At 48.8% G+C, this 21,832-nt stretch carries 21 protein-coding genes; 9 read left to right on the top strand and 12 right to left on the bottom strand.

The window, feature by feature from the left end:
• Positions 1-119: 119 nt before the first annotated feature.
• From metH to C2M17_RS04810, 3 genes are read right to left on the bottom strand one after another with little or no spacing between them, the layout of a single operon-like run.
• The gene (metH, locus tag C2M17_RS04820; RefSeq protein ID WP_105199716.1) at positions 120-2,744 is read right to left on the bottom strand and encodes a methionine synthase; all 2,625 of its coding nucleotides are present in this window, start codon (positions 2,742-2,744) and stop codon (positions 120-122) included.
• A 13-nt stretch (positions 2,745-2,757) separates the two neighbouring features.
• Positions 2,758-3,813, bottom strand: coding sequence for a homocysteine S-methyltransferase family protein (locus C2M17_RS04815; RefSeq protein ID WP_105199715.1), 1,056 nt, complete (start codon positions 3,811-3,813; stop codon positions 2,758-2,760).
• Positions 3,803-4,750, bottom strand: coding sequence for a homoserine O-succinyltransferase (locus C2M17_RS04810; protein WP_105199714.1), 948 nt, complete (start codon positions 4,748-4,750; stop codon positions 3,803-3,805). The genes C2M17_RS04815 and C2M17_RS04810 overlap by 11 nt, the downstream gene beginning before the upstream one ends.
• 150 nt (positions 4,751-4,900) lie before the next feature.
• Between C2M17_RS04810 and C2M17_RS04805 the strand changes: the two genes are divergently transcribed.
• Positions 4,901-5,788: a DMT family transporter gene (locus C2M17_RS04805; RefSeq protein WP_233997913.1), complete on the top strand. Its 888-nt coding sequence runs from the start codon at positions 4,901-4,903 to the stop codon at positions 5,786-5,788.
• A gap of 3 nt (positions 5,789-5,791) precedes the next feature.
• Here the strand turns inward: C2M17_RS04805 and C2M17_RS04800 are convergent, their stop codons facing one another.
• Positions 5,792-6,442 (bottom strand): response regulator transcription factor, encoded by a 651-nt coding sequence (locus C2M17_RS04800; protein ID WP_105199712.1) that lies wholly within the window; start codon positions 6,440-6,442, stop codon positions 5,792-5,794.
• Positions 6,443-6,671: 229 nt separating this feature from the next.
• Here C2M17_RS04800 and C2M17_RS04795 point away from each other — a divergent pair, with 229 nt between their 5' ends.
• The 8 genes from C2M17_RS04795 to C2M17_RS04760 all read left to right on the top strand — a co-directional run bounded on the left by C2M17_RS04795 (position 6,672) and on the right by C2M17_RS04760 (position 14,510).
• Positions 6,672-6,989: a hypothetical protein gene (locus C2M17_RS04795; RefSeq protein WP_105199711.1), complete on the top strand. Its 318-nt coding sequence runs from the start codon at positions 6,672-6,674 to the stop codon at positions 6,987-6,989.
• A 53-nt stretch (positions 6,990-7,042) separates the two neighbouring features.
• Positions 7,043-8,281, top strand: coding sequence for a histidine kinase (locus C2M17_RS04790; protein WP_158683976.1), 1,239 nt, complete (start codon positions 7,043-7,045; stop codon positions 8,279-8,281).
• 159 nt (positions 8,282-8,440) lie between these two features.
• Entirely contained in the window at positions 8,441-9,997 is a 1,557-nt protein-coding gene (locus C2M17_RS04785; protein ID WP_105199709.1) for an FG-GAP repeat domain-containing protein, read from the top strand.
• A 203-nt stretch (positions 9,998-10,200) separates the two neighbouring features.
• Positions 10,201-11,874, top strand: coding sequence for an energy-dependent translational throttle protein EttA (ettA, locus tag C2M17_RS04780; protein WP_105199708.1), 1,674 nt, complete (start codon positions 10,201-10,203; stop codon positions 11,872-11,874).
• A 112-nt stretch (positions 11,875-11,986) separates the two neighbouring features.
• A complete protein-coding gene (locus C2M17_RS04775; protein WP_105199707.1) occupies positions 11,987-12,322 on the top strand; it encodes a PilZ domain-containing protein in 336 nt (111 codons plus the stop codon).
• Between the two features lie 25 nt (positions 12,323-12,347).
• Positions 12,348-12,752 (top strand): DUF350 domain-containing protein, encoded by a 405-nt coding sequence (locus tag C2M17_RS04770; protein WP_105199706.1) that lies wholly within the window; start codon positions 12,348-12,350, stop codon positions 12,750-12,752.
• Positions 12,753-12,764: 12 nt separating this feature from the next.
• Positions 12,765-13,352 (top strand): DUF1190 domain-containing protein, encoded by a 588-nt coding sequence (locus C2M17_RS04765; protein ID WP_105199705.1) that lies wholly within the window; start codon positions 12,765-12,767, stop codon positions 13,350-13,352.
• Positions 13,353-14,510, top strand: a complete 1,158-nt coding sequence (locus C2M17_RS04760) for a glutathionylspermidine synthase family protein (protein ID WP_105199704.1) — start codon at positions 13,353-13,355, stop codon at positions 14,508-14,510. It abuts the gene before it with no gap.
• A gap of 49 nt (positions 14,511-14,559) precedes the next feature.
• Here C2M17_RS04760 and nqrM read toward each other — a convergent pair whose 3' ends face one another.
• From nqrM to C2M17_RS04720, 8 genes are all read right to left on the bottom strand, one after another.
• Entirely contained in the window at positions 14,560-14,772 is a 213-nt protein-coding gene (nqrM, locus tag C2M17_RS04755; protein WP_105199703.1) for a (Na+)-NQR maturation NqrM, read from the bottom strand.
• 75 nt (positions 14,773-14,847) lie between these two features.
• Positions 14,848-15,879 (bottom strand): FAD:protein FMN transferase, encoded by a 1,032-nt coding sequence (locus tag C2M17_RS04750; protein WP_105199702.1) that lies wholly within the window; start codon positions 15,877-15,879, stop codon positions 14,848-14,850.
• Positions 15,880-15,969: 90 nt separating this feature from the next.
• Positions 15,970-17,196, bottom strand: coding sequence for an NADH:ubiquinone reductase (Na(+)-transporting) subunit F (nqrF, locus tag C2M17_RS04745; RefSeq protein WP_105199701.1), 1,227 nt, complete (start codon positions 17,194-17,196; stop codon positions 15,970-15,972).
• Between the two features lie 17 nt (positions 17,197-17,213).
• Entirely contained in the window at positions 17,214-17,822 is a 609-nt protein-coding gene (gene nqrE, locus C2M17_RS04740; RefSeq protein ID WP_105199700.1) for an NADH:ubiquinone reductase (Na(+)-transporting) subunit E, read from the bottom strand.
• A gap of 10 nt (positions 17,823-17,832) precedes the next feature.
• Complete coding sequence (locus C2M17_RS04735) at positions 17,833-18,462, bottom strand: NADH:ubiquinone reductase (Na(+)-transporting) subunit D (protein ID WP_105199699.1); 630 nt, start codon at positions 18,460-18,462, stop codon at positions 17,833-17,835.
• Positions 18,462-19,229, bottom strand: coding sequence for a Na(+)-translocating NADH-quinone reductase subunit C (locus C2M17_RS04730; RefSeq protein WP_105199698.1), 768 nt, complete (start codon positions 19,227-19,229; stop codon positions 18,462-18,464). Before C2M17_RS04730 ends, C2M17_RS04735 begins: the two co-directional genes overlap by 1 nt.
• Complete coding sequence (locus tag C2M17_RS04725; protein ID WP_105199697.1) at positions 19,222-20,421, bottom strand: NADH:ubiquinone reductase (Na(+)-transporting) subunit B; 1,200 nt, start codon at positions 20,419-20,421, stop codon at positions 19,222-19,224. Before C2M17_RS04725 ends, C2M17_RS04730 begins: the two co-directional genes overlap by 8 nt.
• Position 20,422: 1 nt before the next feature.
• Positions 20,423-21,766: a Na(+)-translocating NADH-quinone reductase subunit A gene (locus C2M17_RS04720; protein ID WP_105199696.1), complete on the bottom strand. Its 1,344-nt coding sequence runs from the start codon at positions 21,764-21,766 to the stop codon at positions 20,423-20,425.
• Positions 21,767-21,832: the final 66 nt, after the last annotated feature.

The raw sequence follows: 21,832 nt of genomic DNA, 5'->3' as shown, positions 1-21,832 counted from the left end.
CTTACTGTATCATAAAAATATTAATGCCCAAGTTCTGGGGTTGTTAAAAATTGTTCGGGGTTGATTGAACGCATAAAAAAAGGCGACCTCAGTCACCTTTTTTATTCAATATAATCACCTTAGTAGTCGTAGCCCAGATTAGGCCCGAGCCATCTGTGCGCTTCGTCCAGCGTCATGCCCTGACGCTCAGCGTAATCCTCAACCTGATCTCGCTGAATGCCCGCCACGGCAAAGTACTTGGAATCAGGATGGCTGAAATACCAGCCCGACACAGCCGCCCCCGGCCACATGGCATAAGACGAAGTCAGCTTCATGCCGATGCGCTCTTCGACGTTCAGCAAGTCCCAGATCTTGGACTTCTCCGTATGCTCCGGGCAGGCCGGATAACCGGGCGCCGGGCGAATACCCTGATAATTTTCGCGAATTAGCTCATCATTGCTGAGCGCTTCATCCGTGGCGTAGCCCCAATGTACCTTACGCACCTGCTCATGCAGATACTCGGCAAAGGCTTCGGCGAGACGGTCGGCCACGGCCTTGACCATGATCTTATTGTAGTCATCACCTTGGGCATCAAAGGCATCGGCCAGGGCGTCTTCTTCCAAGCCGCCGGTGACGGCAAAGGCGCCAAAGTAATCCGGCGTGCCCTTGGGCGCCACATAATCGGCTAAGCAGTAGTTGGCAAAGCCCTTTTTCTCGGTTTGCTGACGCAACTGACACGAACGCAACAACACCTGAGAGCGGGTTTCATCGGCGTAAATTTCGATGTCGTCGCCGACGCGGTTGGCCGGGAACAAACCTATCACCCCCTTGGGCTGTATGCTGCGCTCACGGGCAAACTTATCGAGCATGGCATTGGCATCGGCAAACAGCGACTGCGCCTGCTCGCCCACCACCTCGTCATTGAGAATGCGTGGATACTTGCCCGCCAGCGACCAGGTCATAAAAAACGGGGTCCAGTCGATATAATGACGCAAGGTGTCTATGGCCACATCGTGGAACTCCTGCACGCCCAGCTTACTGGGAACCGGTGGCACATAGTTTTGCCAGTCCAGCTTGGCATGATTGGCCCGTGCCTGCTGTAAACCAATGGGCTTGGAGCGCGGTTTCTTACGCGCCTGTTGCTCACGCACCTTCTCGTACTCGACCTTGGTTTTAGCCACAAAGTCCGCCTTGGCGGTTTTACTCAACAGGCTGGAGGCCACGCCCACGGCGCGGCTGGCGTTATTCACATAGATCACACCCTTGTCGTATTGGGGCTCAATTTTCACCGCCGTGTGCGCCTTGGAGGTGGTGGCACCGCCAATCAGCAGCGGTATCTCAAAGCCGCGACGGGTCATTTCCTTGGCCACATGCACCATCTCGTCAAGGGAAGGGGTAATAAGGCCGGATAAACCTATGATATCGGCGTTTTCATCGATGGCGGTTTGCAGAATTTTCTCCGCCGGCACCATCACGCCCAGGTCTATCACCTCATAGTTATTACATTGCAGCACCACGCCGACGATGTTTTTGCCTATGTCGTGCACATCGCCCTTTACCGTGGCCATAATAATTTTACCGTTGGTCTGCCCTTCTTCCTTTTCGGCTTCAATATAGGGGTCGAGGTAGGCCACTGCGCGCTTCATAACCCGCGCCGATTTCACCACCTGAGGCAGGAACATCTTACCGGCACCAAAGAGGTCACCGACCACATTCATGCCATCCATCAGCGGCCCTTCGATCACCTCAATGGGCTTGGCAAATTGCTGGCGACAGGCCTCTGTGTCTTCTTCGATGTAATCGGTGATGCCCTTAACCAGGGCGTGCTCCAGGCGTTTTTCCACCGGCCAGGAGCGCCATTCCAGGTCTTCCACCTTCTCGGCCTGAGCCATGCCCGAGTATTTGGGCGCCAGCTCAACCAAGCGCTCGCCCGCACCCGGGTCTTTATTGAGGATCACATCCTCAACCGCATTGCGTAGCTCTTCGGGAATATCGTCATACACCGCCAGCTGGCCGGCATTAACTATGCCCATGTCCATACCCGCTTGGATGGCGTGATACAAGAACACCGAGTGAATGGCTTCGCGCACCGGATTATTACCACGGAATGAGAAGGACACATTCGACACCCCGCCGGACACCTTACAGTACGGCAGGTTTTCTTTGATGCGGCGGGTGCCCTCTATAAATTCAACGGCGTAGTTATCGTGCTCTTCGATGCCCGTGGCCACGGCGAAAATATTGGGGTCGAAAATAATGTCTTCCGGCGGGAAGCCGAGCTCGTCTACCAAAATACGGTAGGAGCGCTCACAGATTGCAAACTTACGGTCTGCGGTTTCCGCCTGGCCGGTTTCATCAAAGGCCATGACCACCACGGCGGCGCCAAAGCGCTTCAGGATTTTTGCCTGATGACGGAACGGCTCTTCCCCTTCTTTAAGGGAAATGGAGTTCACAATGGCCTTGCCTTGAATACATTTAAGGCCCGCTTCAATCACCTCCCACTTGGAGGAGTCGACCATGATCGGCACCTTGGAGATATCCGGCTCCGAGGCGATCAGGTTCAAAAACTTCACCATTGCCGCCTTGGAGTCCAACATGGCTTCGTCCATGTTGATATCAATCACCTGGGCGCCGCTTTCTACTTGTTCGCGGGCCACATCCAGGGCGGTTTCATAGTCTTCTTCCATGATCAGGCGCTTAAAACGCGCCGAGCCGGTGACATTGGTACGCTCACCGACATTGGTAAAAATGGCTGTATTGGTCATAGTTGATAGCCCCTTAATTCAAGTTACAGGCTTCAAGGCCACTGAGACGCATGCGCACCGGCAGCTCGGGGAGCGCTCGTGGTGCGGTGTTCTTTAAGCCGTCGCTAAAAGCTTTAATATGCTCGGGCGTGGTACCACAGCAGCCACCAACGATATTGATAAAGCCCTGCTCGCCCCAGTCGATGATCTCCTGGGCCATTTCTTCGGCTTCCAGATCGTACTCGCCGAACTCGTTGGGCAAACCGGCATTGGGGTGCACCGAGGTAAAGGTTTCACATACGGTGGATAGCTCCTCCACGTACTGGCGCAGCAGATCCGGGCCTAAGGCGCAATTAAGGCCGATGGAAAGCGGCTTAATATGACGAATGGAGTTATAGAAAGCCTCTGTGGTTTGTCCCGACAGGGTGCGGCCCGAGGCATCGGTAATGGTGCCGGAGATCATCACAGGCAAACTGGTGCCGGCCTGCTCGAAGGCTTCTTCCACCGCAAAGGCCGCGGCCTTGGCATTGAGGGTATCAAAAATGGTTTCGATCAAGATCAGGTCGGCACCGCCTTCCATCAGCGCCAAAGTTGACTCGATATAGGCCTCAACCAGTTTATCGAAGGTAATATTACGATAACCCGGGTCGTTCACGTCCGGCGAGATAGAGCAGGTCTTGGACGTGGGCCCAAGCACACCGGCCACGTAGCGCGGTTTATTTGGCTCCTTGGCGGTAAATTCATCGGCCACCTTGCGGGCTAAGCGCGCCGACTCGAGATTAATCTCGCGGCTAAGGCTTGCCATGTCGTAGTCTTCCATGGAAATGGTGGTGGCGTTAAAGGTGTTGGTTTCTATAATATCCGCACCGGCCTCAAGGTATTCGCGATGGATTTGCGCGATCACCTCGGGTTGCGTCAGGCTTAACAAATCGTTGTTGCCCTTCACCAGCACATGCCAGTCTTTAAAGCGCTCGCCGCGATAGTCGTTTTCCTCAAACTTATGTTTTTGGATCATGGTGCCCATGGCGCCATCGAGAATTAAAATACGCTGCTTGAGGGCCGCTTCGAGGGCGTGACGTTTATTCGGCATAATTATCTGTCCTTACATCCTGGCTCACCAGATTAATATCATAGGGCGTGGTTTGATACACGTAGTAGTTTAGCCAATTGGAAAATAACAAGAAGGCATGGCTTTGCCAGGTTTTCGACGGTTTTAAGGCCGGGTTATCCTCGGGAAAATAGTTTTTCGGTTTATCCACATCCAGGCCCTTGTCGACATCGCGTTGATACTCTTTTTGCAAGGTATCGGCGTCGTATTCCGGGTGCCCGGTCAGGTACACCTGCGAGCCGCTTTGGTTTTTAAGTAAGTAGGCACCCACTTCCTCTGAGCCGGCAAGCACCACAAGATCTTCGCGCGCGGCAATTTTATTGATATCGATATGACCGTAGCGCGAGTGTGGCACCAAGAAACGGTCGTCAAAACCGCGGGTGAGCGCGCCGTGGTCGAAATAACACTGGTGTTCAAACACACCGCATAGTTTGTTGGCCTGGAGTTCACGTTTCAAACCGTAGTGATGATACAAACCGGCATGAGCGGCCCAACAGCTAAACAGGGTCGAGGTGACATGATGCTCGGCCCACTCGAAAAACTCCTGTAATTCCTGCCAATAGCCTACCTCATCATATTCAAGATGGGCCAGCGGCGCGCCTGTGATGATCACTGCATCATAGTTAGTGTCTTTAACGTCGCTGAAATAGCGATAAAACATGTCCAGGTGCTGCTCGGAGTTGGCGCTGGATCTATGGGTATCAAGACGCAGTAAGTCCACGTTGACCTGCAAGGGGGTGTTGGCCAGCAAGCGAATAAACTGCACTTCCGTTTCCACCTTATTCGGCATCAGGTTCAATATGGCCAAACGCATAGGCCTGATCTCCTGCGTGCTGGCACGACTTTTCGGCATCACAAAGACATTTTCTTGGCGCAATTGCGAAATCGCTGGCAACGCATCCTGAACCGTAATAGGCATAGTGAACTCCAATGCAAATATTAGAAGGGCTATTATGACCCTCCCACTGGAAATATCAACCTCTAGATGTTTAGACGTCCATATAAATTTTACAGCGCGGCTCTCCCTTGCCATAATGCCGCGCGTCGAATTAAGTATAAGGGACCCAAGGTGGGATTAGGAGAATTAGCAGCAATCTGTGCCGCCATTGTCTGGGCGTTTTCAACCCTGCTCTACAAAACCTTTAGCCATCACCTTTCACCCTTACAGCTCAATGTCAGCAAGGGCTTGCTGGCGTCACTGATGATGGTCGCAGCAATTGTTATCACCGCAGACTCTAACATCCCGCAGCAAGTAGCCGCCTGGGGTTGGCTGATTGCCGGCGGCATTATTGGCATTGCCATCGGCGACAGCGCCTACTTTGGCGCCCTGCGCAATATTGGTCCGGCGCGTACCCTGATCATAGAGTCACTTGCCCCCGCCTTGGCAGGCATACTCAATATCCTGTTGCTGGGACACTACCTGTCCACACTGGCTTGGGTCGGTATTATCGTCACCACGGTCGGGGTGGTGATTGCCATTCGGCCACAGCATGCCTTACCAAGCCTGGATAAGCGTCATTATGTAATCGGCGTATCCTTAGCACTGCTGGCGGCACTGTGCCAGGCCACCGGCATGGTGATGTCCAAAGGAGCAATGAACCTAGAGTCAATGAGTAGTTTGTGGGCGGCGATGATACGTCTGGTATCGGGCACCCTCACCGTGGCTTTGGTGGTGGCGCTGATCAAACACTCGGACCTATATCAGGCAATCCGCTTAAAAGGCATAGATAAGAAGCATTGGTTGTTGGTGGCGGTATTCTTCGGCACCTTTATCGGCCTGTGGCTGCAGTTAGCGTCGATAAAATACACCGACCCGGCCATAGCGCAAACCCTCTTTGCCACCGCCCCGTTGATGGTGATGACCTTCGGCTTTTTTAAACGTGAGCCGGTGAGCGCAAACATGATCCTCGGCGGCGTTTTAGCTCTAGCCGGCGTCGGCATTCTACTGGCAAATTAATACCTATTCCCTTAACAATTCTTCAAATTTTATGGAATGGCTTTTAATCGCCAGTCTCAGCAGCTCATATGACTCTGTGATTTGTAGCTTTTCATAAATATTGCTTTTATGGGCATGGACCGTCTTGACCGCTACATTTAACTTTTTTGCTATTAACTTTACCGAGTAACCAATGGCTAAAAGGTTAAAAACATCCTTTTCTCTTTGTGTCAGCTTCTGCACTTTGCTGGTCGAATCACTATGAGAGTTATAATAGATATTTTTAATAATATCCTGACCTAAATAACTATCGCCGTTTAGCGTACGCCTTATCGCCGTGATTATTTCATCGGATGCGTTTTGCTTGGATAAATACGCATTTGCACCAAGATTAATTGCTTCACTGACGTAGGGGTCGTTATCGTACATGCTCACAACGATAATTTTAGCCTCCGGAGAGCACCGCTTTATCAGGGGGATTAGACCTAGCCCATTCTTATCCGGAAGTGATATATCTAAAATAGCAATATCAAATGTACTAAGAGGTAGCTTCTGCTCTGCCGCCTGAAAGCTCGAGGCCTCTAGTGTTACGGTATGTGTATCATTGAGCTCGAGTAAGCGCTTGAAGCCTTCCCTGACAATGGAGTGATCATCTATGAGAGCGATATTAATCATGAATGTAAGCAATCCTTTTATACCAGAGCACCATTAAAACGCATCTGATCTAGAGACACAATTTTATTGACACTAAGGAGGGGTCCGTAAACAACTTAACGCCACCAGTTTAAGAGGTTTACCCAATAGATTACCTCTTCGTAACCTCTATAAAGACACCCAAGAATGGGTTAAGCTGGATGAACTCCACCACCATAACCTCCCAAAGCTCAATATTGTACAATTAATAATGAAAAAAATAAGTTATAGATACTTGGGTATTTTCTTTATTATCTCGGTCGCTTACTCTTCGCTTTGGTATCACTCCTGGTACCTACCGGTGAGCTTCGCAGTAATTGACAATACCGCCAGCTGGTTCTTACCGGCTGGCTATCGCTTTGCGGCTTTTTTATTCGCGCCAAAAAGATATTGGCTGGCTATTATTATTGGCGAATGGACCGCTATCATCCTAATAACTAATGAACGCGGCGAAATACCCGCCTTAAGTAATTTCATTGCTACTACTTTCCCCGCGTTATTTTATTTATGCGCCGCCACTTCTATTTAAAGCTTTATAGAAAGCCCGAATTAAAAACAACCCATCAGGTCTTTGGGTTAATTATGGGTGCTATCTGCGCTGCCACACTGACATCAGTAACACTGACCACAAGCATGATTTACCATAATGAGCTGGCGACGATCCCTAAGACTGAGCTCTTTACTCAAACGCACCTGCTCAACGCAACTGCATTTGCCTTTGGCGATATTGTTGGGGTGCTGCTTATTTTGCCGCTGAGCATCTTGCTCGTAGAGCTCTACGGTAAAAAAAAGCCTTCCTTAAAAATCACTAACAAAGGGATCTTTAAGATTTCATTTTCGCTTGCCCTATCCTTGTTGGCCATCTTAAACATCCAGCAAATACCTTTATATTATATAAAAATACTCTCGGTGACTTTCGTGATAGCGGCATCTCATAAATGGGGCTGGAAGGGAGCCACCTTAAGCGTGTTCGCTATGTGTATTTTAGTTGTGTATACCGCTCTGAGAACAGATGTAGCAATTTCGGTCATTGAAAACCAAGCCTATTTAATCACCATTGCATTTACGGCGCTCATTTTAGGCGCGGCAATCACCCAACAAAAAAGCGCAAATACAAAGCTACAGGAACAAAACTCAGCACTTAACAGATTAAATACCCGCTACAAAGAGCAAGCAAAGAAAAACCAGTTACTCGCGACAAAAGTCGTTGAGATCCAGGAGCTGGAGCGTAAAAAAATATCAACAGAATTACACGACGATATTGGCCAAACCTTAACAGCGATAAGAACGGAGATAACCATCTTAGAGCAGCTCACAAAGGATAAAAAAGTACTCCAGTCTGCACTCAATCTGCGCGCTCTATCGAACAAGGTGTATAACGTTACCCGCAGCCTGATCATTTTATTACACCCTCGAGAGCTCAATGATTTAGGTTTGCAAAAAGCCTTACAAGGTAGGTCCTTAACTAAATTACTTGATAGCGCCGGGATAAATTACCACTTAAATATTGCAAGTGACTTAGATAACTTATCGGAAGATAAGAAAATTGCCATTTATCGTATTATTCAGGAATCTTTTAACAACATAGTCAAGCATGCCGCTGCAGATAACGTCTATGTTGATTTATCTATTAAACAAAACCGGCTTCGACTCTCGGTGAAGGATGATGGCAAGGGCTTTGAAACCAAGAGGAAGGAGGCGTTCAATGGGGGTTTTGGCTTGCTCGGTATTGAAGAAAGAGCTTTGGCGCTAAAAGGAAGTTTCCAAGTAGATAGCTCAGGGTCTGGCACACACCTACTAATACAGCTTCCCGCTACCTAAGAAGTTTTCCTAGTCTTTTTAGGAAGTCTTCCCCTTAATTTAAAGACATCGATTTGTAAAACTAGCGACTGTTAAAAAGTTGTTACTGGCCTCTCAAATAATGAGCTTAAATAATCGCTTATCATTTGTGGAGTCACATCGTTTACAAGGAAATAATTGATGCCTAAGTTAAAGCTCCTCACCTCCCTGTGTTTATTCTCCACCCTGATCAGCGGCTGCGGTGGTGGCGGCAGCAACAGTGAAACACCTCCGCTCTCAAGTAACTCCGCCCCCAAGGTTAGGTTATCTGATATCAGCACCGATGAGGGCCTTTCACTGAGCATTAAGGCTGATGCAACGGATGCCGATGGGGATGCCTTAACCTACACTTGGTCACAAACCGGTGGCAATGAGTTGACTTATACCGTCACAGGTTCAGAACTCCAACTCATAGCACCTGAAGTTAATGAGGACACAAACTTTACCTTCGAAGTGAGCGTGTCGGATGGTATTGCTTCTACAACTAAATCAATGACACTGTCGGTAAGAGATATAGATTTAACACAGCAAGAAGCGTACGAGCAGCTATCTCAACTAGTATCAACAATTCCAGATTTGGAATGGCATCATTTTGGCGATATCGATTTAGGGGGTGATGGTGACTTGGACATTATTATCACCCGCGATATGAATAATGGCACCTCCCAAAATGCTACGGCCCTTATTTACGATTCTAAAGCTGGCTACACTATCAAGGAATTAAATATTGCGGCGGTTGCTCGTCGCATTGTAGTTAGTGACTTCAATAAAGATAACTTAGACGATATTTACCTTCCTAACCATGGGCGCGAATGGGGCGCTAACGACGAAATTGGCGGTAATAATAGTATTTGGCTGCAAGCGGATAACAGTGATCTCATCAGCACAGGTCAATTTGATCATATAGCCGATTATACGCATGGCGGATGCACTCTTGATTTCAATAATGATGGAGCGGTGGATATATTTGATGTCAATGTTTATCAACAAGCTCCCCGCCTCTGGCTGAATGATGGGCAGGGCAATTTTAATGAGCAACCCAACGCCTACCCAGAAGATTTAACAGCGGTTACGTTTACCTGGTGTGTGGCCGGTGACTTTAATAAAGATGGTTTTGACGACGTTATCATGGGCGCCAATAGCGGCAATGATCTGCAAGATGGCGGTGGCAATCAAGTTGGCAACTCACATGTGTTTTTAGCAGGTAACGGGACAGAATTTTCATATTCTGCGAACACCAGTTTAATACCCACCAATATAGCTAACCCAGCAGGCAATGATCCAGAATTTGGGGGAGCCTGGGCGGTAGCCACGGTTGGCATGGAAATTATTAACTACAACAATGACCAGTGCTTAGATTTTATTAGCTATACAACAGATTATTTATACCAACATCACTTTCAAGTTTGGGAAGGAAGTTGTGATGGCAAATTCAAAAACGCTTTTAGTCATCACAGCGAGAAAGACACCGCCGATGAAATTAATGTCGCAGGCTTAGGCTTTGCTGTCAGAGATATAAATGGTGATGGACTTCAAGACTTTTATACCTATGAAAATCACACCCCCATAAACGACGTAACCAAAGAGTTTGTATTTATTCAAACAACCGACGGTAACTTTTCTCAAACTGAGTTCACTAAAGCGATTGGCTATAACCTGTTACCAAGCCATTGGCTAGGTCTTAAGTGGCCAGAGTAAATTATCCCGAGTACTCTAACTTGAATCGGAGTGATTGGGGTATGTACTAAACCAGACATAGCAATCACTCATTTCCGCTATTTTCAAGCTGGATTTTAAACCTATACTGGCCTCCTAAATCAGGCCCTATGCGTTGACTGCTCCGTAGCCGAGACTCTACAATAGCGGCTGATAATTTTAGTCATATTGCAAAGGTTCCTTTCATGGTTTTACCTGATAAGTTTATTTTCTCGATGAGTCGAGTGTCTAAGGTTGTGCCGCCTAAGCGCACCATCCTAAAAGACATTTCTCTGCACTTTTTCCCTGGCGCAAAAATTGGTGTACTTGGTCTAAACGGCTCGGGTAAATCTAGCCTGTTACGTATCATGGCCGGCGTTGATAAAGATTTTGAAGGTGAGGCTCACCCTCAACCGGGCGTGAAAATTGGTTACCTGCCACAGGAGCCGGTACTTGATGAAAGCAAAACCGTGCGTGAAGTGGTTGAAGAAGCGGTAAGCGAAGTTAAAAACGCCCTGACCCGCCTTGATGAAGTCTATGGCGAATACGCCATGGAAGATGCGGACTTTGATGCCCTAGCCAAAGAGCAAGGCGAACTTGAAGCCATTATCCAGGCACATGACGGCCATAACCTGGACAACGCTCTAGAGCGTGCCGCCGATGCCCTTCGTCTACCTGCATGGGATGCAAAAGTTGAACATCTTTCCGGTGGTGAGCGACGCCGTGTGGCGATTTGTCGTTTGCTACTTGAAAAGCCAGACATGCTTATTCTCGACGAACCGACCAACCACCTGGATGCAGAATCTGTGGCCTGGTTGGAGCGCTTCCTGCATGATTACGAAGGCACAGTAGTGGCGGTAACCCACGACCGTTACTTCCTTGATAACGTTGCCGGTTGGATCCTTGAGCTTGACCGTGGTGAAGGTATTCCATGGGAAGGCAACTACTCATCTTGGCTAGAGCAAAAAGATGCCCGTTTGAAGCAAGAGCAAAAAGCGGAAAAAGCACGCCAGAAATCAATTGCCCAAGAGCTTGAGTGGGTGCGTTCAAACCCTAAAGGTCGTCAGGCCAAGTCTAAAGCGCGTATGGCCCAGTTCGCCGAGCTACAGCAAAGCGATTACCAAAAGCGTAACGAAACCAATGAACTGTTTATTCCACCGGGTCCACGCCTGGGCGATCAGGTAATCGAGGTTAAAGGTCTGAACAAGAGTTTTGGCGATCGTCAGTTGATCGACAACCTGGAATTCACCGTGCCTAAGGGTGCCATCGTCGGCATTATCGGTGCTAACGGTGCCGGTAAATCAACCCTGTTTAAGATGCTAAGCGGCGATGAGCAGCCGGATAGCGGTGAAATCACTATTGGTGAAACCGTAGAGCTGGCCACAGTGGATCAGTTCCGTGGCAATATGGACGATAGCAAAACCGTATTTGAAGAAATCGCTGACGGCCAGGACGTGCTAAAAGTGGGTAACTTCGAATTCCCAAGCCGTGCCTACGTGGGTCGCTTTAACTTTAAAGGCAATGACCAGCAGAAGTTTGTAAAAGACCTATCAGGTGGTGAGCGTAACCGTTTACACCTTGCCAAGCTGCTTAAAGCGGGCGGCAACGTCTTGCTACTGGATGAGCCTACCAACGACCTGGACGTAGAAACTCTGCGCGCCCTGGAGAATGCGATTCTAGAATTCCCAGGCTGTGTGATGGTTATTTCCCACGACCGTTGGTTCCTTGACCGTATCGCTACGCATATTCTGGATTACCGTGACGAAGGTCAGATCAACTTCTTCGATGGTAACTACACAGAGTACGAAGCCTGGTTGAAGAAAACGCTGGGCGCCGATGCCGCACAACCTAAGCGTATTAAATATAAGAAAATTGGTTAATTAACCAATTGCAAAAGCCCCAGCAATGGGGCTTTTTTGTATCCCCTGTTCATAGACAAAATTGCCCGTCGCCAACTACACTGACTAAATACCCTGCTTTTTAGGAGTGTTTATGCACGAGCGTCGCCACTTTACCCGGGTACTGTTTCAACGCCCCACTCTAGTCACCGACCATCAACATCTCTACCCCAGCCAGTTACTCGACCTCTCACTTACAGGTGCCCTGATCAGCCACCCAGAGAATTTCCACCCCAGCCTAGGGGCAGAACTGCAACTGAGCTTTACCCTAGCCGACACCGATATCGAACAGCCGCATATTGGTTTACGCTGCATCCTCATTGACTTAGATAGCGCCACGCATTTAAAACGTCTTATTGAACTTAATGTCGGGGATGATAAGCTATTGCACCGAGAGCTGGTACAGCCGGCCTCGGTGGAACAACAATAAAATAGACTCAGTGAGAGCAGCAATTATGATCATGGAATCCATGCAAGGGTTTATTCCCTTTTTGATGTATTTTGGCCTTGGCTACCTGTTGGTTTTGGCATTTTTGTTTTTATACACCCTAGTCACCCCCCACTGTGAGTGGACTTTGATGAAGGAAAACAATGCCGCCGCCGCAACTGCCTTTAGCGGTGCCTTTATTGGCTTTACCCTGCCGGTTGCCAGTGCCGCGGTGAACTCGGTATCCATTATTGACTTCGCCATCTGGGGTGTCATTGCCGGTGTTATGCAGCTTATTACCTTTTTCTTAGTACGCCTGTATATGCCTAAATTGTCTGAAAAAATTGCCAACGGCCATATGAGCGCCGGAGCCTTTTTAGGTATCGCCTCGCTGGCGACCGGAATTCTTAACGCCGCTTGTATTACCTACTAAGGAGCGGTGATTATGAAAAGGACGAGTAAATTAAAACTGACCCTGATGCTGGGTGCCACCGCAGGGCTTAGCGGTTGTGGCGATCCGGACGAGTCGGCTCTGCTCTTTAACGATACCGAAGACTGTATGAGCTTTGGTGTCGAGCAAGACGTGTGCCAGGCGCAGTACCAGGAAGCCCTGGCCAACCACGCCGAGGAAGCGCCTAAGTATGTCAACGAAGGCCTGTGTGAAAACGACTTTGGCTTTGACCAATGCGAACAGGAAGGCAGTATCTGGCGCCCCATTATGGCCGGCTTTATGATAGCCGCGGTGGCCGAGGCGGTCGATGAAGGCCTCGACCTGATGAAAAAGAAAAAGCGTAAAAAGTACGCCTATCTGGGCGGTAGCTACTACTCGGGCGCCAAGCCCCTGTATCGCTCCCGCGATGACTTTTTCAGTTTCCGTAATGCCAACAATGGCTATATAGGCTCGGTTAATAACCGCGGCACCACCATGGTGAAGAAATCGCAAATCCACTACTCAAGCAAGCCTAAAACCGTCACCAGTTCACGCGGTGGTTTTGGTCGTCGCGCCGCATCTCGCAGCAGCTTTGGTGGTTAGATGTTTCGCCAACCCATCACTGAGCGGTCAGACTTGGCCGCTCAGGCCGATTACTTCGGCTTCGAGTTCTGCAATATCGATGGCGAAAAGTATTGGGACGAGAGCGCCTATTATCAATTTACCCTGAAGCAAATTGAAAACGACCTGGAAGACCCGACCAACGAGCTCGAGCAGATGTGCCTGGAATTGGTCGATAAGGTGGTTCGGGACGAATACTGGCTAAAGAAGTTTGCCCTGCCCGAGCGCTTTTGGGATTTTGTCGCCACCAGTTGGCATAACAAAGAGCCCAGCCTGTATGGGCGCATGGACTTTAGTTATCAGGGCACAGGCCCGGCTAAACTGCTGGAATACAATGCCGACACCCCCACCTCCATCTACGAGGCGGGTTTTTTCCAATGGCTATGGCTGGAGCAACAGGTAGACAGGGGCGTACTGCCAAGGCGTGCTGACCAATTCAACAGCATCCAAGAAGCCTTGATCAGCCGCTTTAATCACTTCAGCAACCAGGATGCCATCCACCTTGTTCACAGCCGCGATTCGCTGGAAGACAAGGGCACGGTCGCCTATTTGCAAGACTGCGCCTATCAGGGGGGTATGCCAACCATAAGAATGGCCATTGAGGACATAGGCATAGACGCCAGGGGCCAGCTTACCGACCTTGATGACACGCCAATCTCCCAGTTATTTAAACTTTACCCCTGGGAAGAGCTGTTTTTTGATGAATTCGCGCCACAGCTGTTAAGCACGAATACCCTGTTTGTGGAGCCGCCGTGGAAGGCCGTGCTCTCGAATAAGGCTATTTTACCGCTGCTTTGGCAAATGTTCCCCGGGCATCCCAATTTATTACCCAGCTATTTTGCCGGGGAAGAAGGCGAAGGGCTCGAACAAGGCTATGTCAGCAAACCCTTATTTAGCCGTGAGGGAGAAAACATCACCTGGGTACACCCCAGCAAGGGTCGCGTTCATCAGGGTGGCAGCTACGGCGGTGAGGGCTTTATTACCCAGGCCTTAGCCCCACTGCCCGTATTTGCCGGCAACCACACCTTGATAGGCTCCTGGGTGGTGGGTCATAAAAGCTGTGGCCTGACTATTCGTGAGGATAATGGCCCCATCACCAAGGACACCTCGCGCTTTGTGCCGCACATTATTCTTGGCTAAACATCGGACACAAAAAAACCGCTTACTTAAGCGGTTTTTCTAACTCTGGTTACAGAATCTGATTCTCTTTCCAGGCTTGCTCTTTGGCCATGCGCTTTTTACGCTTGTCGCACGGGTCGTCGCAGTCACAGGCTTTTTCTATGCCTACAGAGCCCAGGCCACCACAGCTGCTGGCCATTGATTTGCGTTGAACGATAACACCTACCGCCATCGCCGCGATAATAATCAAAAGCAGACCAAAGGTAAGAAGAAATAGCTGCATTGTCTGTGCCCCTTAAAAATGACAATCAACGGCTGAGTCAGCCACGGGCGTTATTATACGCCCGCTTTAACCTGACTACAAATATGGCTTAAACGCCGGACTTGAATAGGTTTTTAAACCTTCCGATGTTTTGCTGATCAAATACACGGGTAGGTTATTGGCCTCGGCATAGGCTTTAGCGCGCTCCGTACCCATTACCGTTAGCGCCGTAGCCAGGCCGTCGGCGGTCATGGCACTGGGGTGTAACACGGTCACAGACACCAGGTCGTGCTTAATCGGCATACCGGTTTGCGGGTCAATCAAGTGCGTGTATACCTCGCCGTCCATCTCATAGAAGATACGATAATCACCTGAGGTCGCCACGCCCATAGAGCCCGGCTCTAAGGTACGATGGATTTTACGCTCACCCTTTGGTGCATCCGGTTGCTCAATGGCAATCACCCAAGGCTTGTTCCCCGGTTTGTGCCCGGCAATACGCATCTCGCCGCCAATCTCAACCATATAGTTGGCTATGCCTTGGCGCTCAAGTAAGTCTGCCACCTTATCTATACCGAAACCTTTGGCGGTCGCCGAAAAGCTCAGCTCCAAACCGTCTACCGACTTAGCTAAGCCCTGCTCGTTCAGGGTCAGCTTATCAACGCCGATATTGGCGACCATGGCATCAAGCTCAGCCTGCGTAGGTCGCTGGGTCGGGCGCTTATCCGGGCCAAAGCCCCAGAGGTCAATCAGCGGGCCCATGGTCACATCCAGGGTCTTGGTAGAGAAGCCCAAACGGATAGACTCCGCCGTCACGGTGCGAAAGTCCGCACTGATGGCCATCACCTCTCCCGCGCTCAAGCGGTTAAACTGGTTGATTTCCGAGTCGGGTATATAGGTCGACATGGACTGATTCACGGCTTTTAAGGCCTGCTCTATGTCGCCATGAAGATTCAGCGCTGCCAAATGCTCGCCGGTGGCATACAGCTTGATGTTATAGGTAGTGCCCATGGTTTTACCATGCAGCAGTAACTCTTGCTGATCGGGCTCACCGGCCTTATCACAGCCGCTAAGTAGGCCAAAGGTAAGGGCGAAAATCACTAAGGCCGTGACACGTAGAATAGGTTTCATCTGTAATACTCGCGTGAGAAAAAAGAAAAGGCTCCCTAACCTTAGCTAGGAAGCCCTTATACCTAATGTTAACGAATATACATCGTTAAATTAGCCGCCGAAGTCATCCAGTAGGATGTTCTCGTCTTCAACACCTAAATCTTTAAGCATGTTGATAACGGCCGCGTTCATCATAGGTGGTCCACACATGTAGAACTCACAATCTTCAGGCGCGTCGTGGTCCTTCAGATAGTTGTCATACAATACGTTGTGGATAAAGCCAGTGTAACCTTCCCAGTTGTCCTCTGGTTGAGGATCTGAAAGGGCTACGTGCCATACGAAGTTATCGTTTTCAGCAGCCAGGCCGTCGAAATCTTCTACATAGAACATTTCGCGCTTAGAACGTGCACCGTACCAGAAGCTCATCTTACGCTTAGAGTTAAGACGCTTAAGCTGGTCGAAAATGTGTGAACGCATAGGTGCCATACCTGCACCACCACCTACGAATACCATTTCTGCGTCTGTGTCTTTGGCGAAGAATTCACCGAATGGACCAGAAATAGTTACCTTGTCACCTGCTTTAAGCGACCAGATGTATGAAGACATCTTACCGCAAGGTAGGCTTAGGTTGTTTGGCGGCGGAGTCGCAATACGTACGTTAAGCATAATGATGCCGAACTCTTCTGGGTAGTTAGCCATTGAGTACGCACGGATTGTTTCTTCGTCAACTTTTGACTCTAGTTTGAAGAAGCCAAAACGATCCCAGTCTGCACGATATTCTTCAGGAATATCGAAGTCAGCGTATTTAACATGGTGAGCAGGCGCTTCGATCTGAATGTAACCACCGGCACGGAAAGGTACAACCTCACCTTCAGGGATAGCTAGTTTCAGTTCTTTAATGAAGGTTGCCTTGTTATCGTTAGAGATAACAGAACATTCCCACTTCTTGATACCGAAGATAGACTCTTCAAGTTCAATTTCCATGTCGCCTTTAACGGCAACCTGACACGCTAGACGACAGCCATGACGGGCTTCACCTTTAGAGATGTGGTCAAGCTCGGTCGGTAGGATATCACCACCACCCGATTTCACATCTACGCGACACTGGCCACATGAGCCACCGCCACCACAAGCAGACGATACGAAAATACCGGCATCTGCTAGTGCACCAAGTAGCTTGCTACCCGGTGAAGTTTTAATTGCTTTCTCAGGATCGCCATTGATCCCAATGGTGACGTCACCTGTGGGTACTAGCTTAGATTTAGCTGCAATAATAACTAAAACCAAGATAACCACGATAGCGACGAATACACCTACGCCTAAATATACCTCAAGCATGATTTCTCCTCGCTACCTTATAGTGAAATACCAGAGAATGACATAAAGCCAAGAACCATAAGACCTACTGTGATAAAGGTAATACCTAGACCACGCAGACCGTCTGGCACGTCTGAATACTTCATCTTCTCACGGATACCAGCAAGCAAAGTGATTGCCAGTGCCCAACCCACACCTGAGCCCAGGCCGAAAACCACTGACTCACCGAAGTTGTAGTTACGCTCTACCATGAAGGATACCGCACCGAAAATCGCACAGTTTACCGTGATCAATGGTAGGAAGATGCCCAGCGCGTTGTATAGCGGCGGGAAGAACTTATCCAGAGCCATCTCTAGAATTTGTACTAGGGCAGCAATAACACCGATGAAGGTTAGGAAGCGTAGGAAGCTTAAGTCAGCTTCAGGGAAACCCAACCACTCAAGTGCGCCTGGTGCCAATACCGCGTGATAAACCACTTGGTTTACCGGTACCGCAATACCTAGTACGAAGATAACCGCAATACCTAGGCCTAGTGACGTTTTTACTTTCTTAGATACAGCTAGGAAAGTACACATACCCAAGAAGAAGGCAAGCGCAAGGTTTTCAATGAAAACCGCTTTAACAAATAAGTTAAGATACTGTTCCACAACTCGCCCCTTATTTCGCTTCTACTTGGTCTTTCTTATAGGTACGAAGTACCCAGATGAATAGACCGATGATGAAGAATGCACTTGGTGGAAGGATCAATAGACCCATAGGCTGGTACCAGCCACCGTTTTGCACCAGTGGAATGATTTCCACATCGAATAGTGAACCTTTACCGAATAGCTCACGAATGAAACCAACAGTCAGTAGCACTACCGAGTAGCCAAGACCGTTACCAATACCGTCTAGGAACGACATCAAAGGCGGTGACTTCATTGCGTATGCTTCGGCACGACCCATTACGATACAGTTGGTAATGATTAGACCAACGAATACCGATAGCTCTTTTGCAGTTGCATAAGAGAAGGCCTGTAGCACCTGGTCAACCACGATTACCAATGAAGCGATAATCGTCATCTGTACGATAATACGAACGCTTGATGGGATCTGGTTACGGATCATCGAGATAAACAAGCTTGAGAAGGCTGTTACCAAGGTCAATGCGATTGACATGATCAAGGCATTTTTCAAGCTTGAAGTAACCGCCAGCGCAGAACAAATACCTAGTACTTGCAGGGCGATTGGGTTATTGGCGAAGACAGGTCCAAATAGAACCGACTTCATTTCTTTAGTATCAGCCATTATTTCAACGCTCCTTCACGTACTTTCGCAAGGAAAGGACCAAAGCCATGATCGCCAGTCCAGTAGTCAACCGTGTTATCAACACCGTTAGACGTCAGTGTTGCACCAGATAGACCATCAACTTGGTGAGCATTCTTGGCGCCACTTTTCACTAGGTCAATAGGAAGCTCTTTTTCTTGCCACTGAGCCGTCCAAGTTGGGTTTTGGATTTCGCCACCCAGGCCTGGAGTTTCATTGTGCTTGTAGAAGATAAGGTTTTTAACAGTTTCACCGTCGTTTTCTAGCGCTAGGAAACCATACATTACACCCCAAAGACCGTAGCCCTGGATAGGTAGAATGATAGAGTTTACTGAGCCGTCGTCGGCGCGGCTAATGTATACCGGCGCTTCAGTAGTACGACGTTGAATACCCGCTTTATCTTGAGCTTTAGTTAGCTTGATGCTCATTGCAGCATCGAACTTACTTTTCTCAAAATCGTACGCTTTAATCCAAGCGCTACGAGCGTCTTCGTTGTCAAACTGCACTTGTTGGCCGCTTTCAACATTAACAACTAGGGTTTCGATGTTTGCATCAAACGTAGATTGAACGTTTGTAACGCCTTCAAAACCAGCTGCAGCCAGGATATTGCTTTGAATATCTTTAAGCTTGTTTTCTTGCTGTAGTGGACGTAATTGTACTGATGCAAACGATACGATAACCGCACACACCAAACATAGTGACACTACTACACCAAGCGTTTTACCGATTGATTCGTTTTTACTAGCCACGTGCCAATCTCCTCTTGATGTTTGACTGCGCTACGAAGTGGTCGAATAGCGGCGCGAATAAGTTAGCAAATAGGATTGCTAGCATCATGCCTTCTGGGTACGCAGGGTTCACTACGCGGATCATTACCACCATGAAACCAATTAACGCACCGTAAGCCCACTTACCTTTATCGGTGAATGACGCTGAAACCGGGTCGGTTGCCATAAAGAACATACCGAAGGCGAAGCCACCCAGCACTAGGTGCCAATGCCAAGGCATAGCAAATGCTGCGTTAGTTTCAGAACCGATGAAGTTAAGTAGCATTGATGTAACCACCATACCTAGGAAAGTACCTAGTACGATGCGCCACGAAGCAATACGCACATAAATAAGGAATAAACCACCGATAGCAAGCGCTAGCGTCGAGGTCTCACCTACAGAACCTTGAATGAAGCCGTAGAAAGCATTCCACCAAAGTTCCATGTTGGCGTAATCCAATGCACCTGTAGCCGCTTGGCCTAGGTAAGTTGCACCAGAGAAACCGTCAACCGCTGTCCATACCGTGTCACCTGAAATCTGCGCAGGGTATGCGAAGAACAGGAAAGCACGACCCGCTAGTGCCGGGTTTAGGAAGTTACGACCAGTACCACCGAATACCTCTTTGGCAATAACAACACCGAAGGTAATACCTAAGGCTACTTGCCAAAGTGGAATAGTCGCCGGCAGGATTAGCGCGAACAGCACAGAGGTTACGAAGAAACCTTCGTTTACTTCGTGCTTACGAACCGATGCAAATAGTACTTCCCAGAAACCACCCACAGCAAAAGTGACTGCGTAGATAGGTAGGAAGAAACAGGCACCGTAGAACATCTTCGCACCCCAACCCGAATCAGCGGTTAGTTCACCACCGAACAGTTGGAATAAAGCTACTTGCCATGAATCGCCAAGTGCAAAGCCGTTCGCGATTGCGTCAGCCGCTTGGTGACCAATGTTGAACATGCCAAAGAACATGGCTGGGAACGTTGCCATCCACACTAAAATCATAATACGTTTTAGGTCGATGTTATCGCGAACGTGAGTACCGCCTTTGTTTACATGACCCGGGGTGTAGAAAATAGTCGCAGCTGCTTCATACAGGGCATACCATTTTTCGTGTTTACCGCCAGGTTCAAAATGCGGTTCGATGTCTTCTAAAAATTTCTTCAAGCCCATCTTAACCTTCCTTCTCGATGGTTGTCAGGCACTCACGAAGGATTGAACCGTACTCGTATTTACCAGGACAAACGAAGGTACACAATGCTAAATCTTCTTCGTCTAGCTCCAATGCGCCTAGGGTAATTGCGCTGTCTAAGTCACGTGCAATCAGGTCACGTAGCAGTAGCGTAGGCAAAATGTCTAGCGGCATTACACGCTCATAGTTACCGATTGGTACCATGGCACGCTTAGAACCACCTGTAGAGGTAGTCATATTGAATAGACGACTTGGTGCAAGGTGACCAAGGAAGGTGCGTGTTACAGAGAACTTGTTGCTACCTGGTGCAATCCAACCAAATAGTTCCTTCTCACGACCTTCAAGCAGTACCGACACTTGCGTGTGGTAGCGACCTAGGAAGGCGTGTGGACCAGTGGCGTTAGTACCAGAAAGTACAGAACCAGAAATCACACGGTTGTCACCGTCTTCTAGTTCGCCCGCAACTAAATCGTCTAGTGCAGCACCCATGTGGGTCTTAACTAGGCGCGGGTTTTTAACGCGAGGACCGGCTAAAGAAATCACACGATCTGTGTAAATTTCGCCAGTTAGGAAAAGCTGACCGAAAGCAATCACGTCCTGGTAGCCTAGGTGCCAAACCTGCTTAGATGCAGATACTGGATCTAGGTGATGGATGTGAGTACCAACAAGACCGGCTGGGTGCTTGCCACCAAACTCATGTACTTCAACAGAAGCAACTGATGAGCTAGGTACTTGCGCGCCCGCTTTCTTACATACGTACACTTTACCTTCGGTAAGGCGTGAAACCACGGCCAGACCGGCTTCGAAAGCATCAGCATTTTCGGCAATCACAACCACTGGATCAGCGGCTAGCGGATTGGTGTCCATAGCAGTTACGAATACTGAGCTAGGCTTAGCATCTACCGCAGGAACTTTGCTGAAAGGACGAGTACGTAGTGCGGTCCATTGACCAGACTTAACAAGTTGATCGACAACTGTGTCGCGATCTAGGCTTGCTAGTTGGCTTTGGTCGAACTTGGCAAACGTTTCTTGCTCAGTGCCATTAACTTCAATAACAACTGATTGCAGTACACGTTTTGCACCACGGTTGATTTCTTTTACTACGCCGGCAGCCGGTGCAGTGTAGATTACGCCAGGATTCTTTTTATCTTCAAAAAGAACTTGGCCTTTTTTGACTTGGTCATCCACACGAACTCGCATGGTTGGACGCATGCCGATGTATTCTTCACCTAGCACAGCTACTCGTTTAACGGGTTGACCGTCATGAATAACTTGCTGAGGTGCGCCCTCTATCGGTAGATCCAGACCTTTTTTTATGTTGATCATACGCACTTGCATTACATTAAAGGAAAGAAACTTAAAATCTCACCAACCGCGCCGCTTAGCATCGAC

Source organism: Pseudoalteromonas sp. T1lg10 (genome assembly GCF_002964545.1).
GTDB lineage: Bacteria > Pseudomonadota > Gammaproteobacteria > Enterobacterales > Alteromonadaceae > Pseudoalteromonas.
The sequence above is the reverse complement of the archived record's forward strand: the minus strand, read 5'-3'. Positions and strand labels throughout refer to the sequence as shown.

What these genes read in the sequence shown, in the direction of transcription:
- metH (WP_105199716.1), bottom strand. Translation starts at nt 2,744, where the DNA reads ATGACCAATACAGCCATTTTTACCAATGTCGGTGAGCGTACCAATGTC.
- C2M17_RS04815 (WP_105199715.1), bottom strand. Translation starts at nt 3,813, where the DNA reads ATGCCGAATAAACGTCACGCCCTCGAAGCGGCCCTCAAGCAGCGTATT.
- C2M17_RS04810 (WP_105199714.1), bottom strand. Translation starts at nt 4,750, where the DNA reads ATGCCTATTACGGTTCAGGATGCGTTGCCAGCGATTTCGCAATTGCGC.
- C2M17_RS04800 (WP_105199712.1), bottom strand. Translation starts at nt 6,442, where the DNA reads ATGATTAATATCGCTCTCATAGATGATCACTCCATTGTCAGGGAAGGC.
- C2M17_RS04795 (WP_105199711.1), top strand. Translation starts at nt 6,672, where the DNA reads ATGAAAAAAATAAGTTATAGATACTTGGGTATTTTCTTTATTATCTCG.
- C2M17_RS04790 (WP_158683976.1), top strand. Translation starts at nt 7,043, where the DNA reads ATGGGTGCTATCTGCGCTGCCACACTGACATCAGTAACACTGACCACA.
- C2M17_RS04785 (WP_105199709.1), top strand. Translation starts at nt 8,441, where the DNA reads ATGCCTAAGTTAAAGCTCCTCACCTCCCTGTGTTTATTCTCCACCCTG.
- ettA (WP_105199708.1), top strand. Translation starts at nt 10,201, where the DNA reads ATGGTTTTACCTGATAAGTTTATTTTCTCGATGAGTCGAGTGTCTAAG.
- C2M17_RS04775 (WP_105199707.1), top strand. Translation starts at nt 11,987, where the DNA reads ATGCACGAGCGTCGCCACTTTACCCGGGTACTGTTTCAACGCCCCACT.
- C2M17_RS04770 (WP_105199706.1), top strand. Translation starts at nt 12,348, where the DNA reads ATGATCATGGAATCCATGCAAGGGTTTATTCCCTTTTTGATGTATTTT.
- C2M17_RS04765 (WP_105199705.1), top strand. Translation starts at nt 12,765, where the DNA reads ATGAAAAGGACGAGTAAATTAAAACTGACCCTGATGCTGGGTGCCACC.
- C2M17_RS04760 (WP_105199704.1), top strand. Translation starts at nt 13,353, where the DNA reads ATGTTTCGCCAACCCATCACTGAGCGGTCAGACTTGGCCGCTCAGGCC.
- nqrM (WP_105199703.1), bottom strand. Translation starts at nt 14,772, where the DNA reads ATGCAGCTATTTCTTCTTACCTTTGGTCTGCTTTTGATTATTATCGCG.
- C2M17_RS04750 (WP_105199702.1), bottom strand. Translation starts at nt 15,879, where the DNA reads ATGAAACCTATTCTACGTGTCACGGCCTTAGTGATTTTCGCCCTTACC.
- nqrF (WP_105199701.1), bottom strand. Translation starts at nt 17,196, where the DNA reads ATGCTTGAGGTATATTTAGGCGTAGGTGTATTCGTCGCTATCGTGGTT.
- C2M17_RS04735 (WP_105199699.1), bottom strand. Translation starts at nt 18,462, where the DNA reads ATGGCTGATACTAAAGAAATGAAGTCGGTTCTATTTGGACCTGTCTTC.
- C2M17_RS04725 (WP_105199697.1), bottom strand. Translation starts at nt 20,421, where the DNA reads ATGGGCTTGAAGAAATTTTTAGAAGACATCGAACCGCATTTTGAACCT.
- C2M17_RS04720 (WP_105199696.1), bottom strand. Translation starts at nt 21,766, where the DNA reads ATGATCAACATAAAAAAAGGTCTGGATCTACCGATAGAGGGCGCACCT.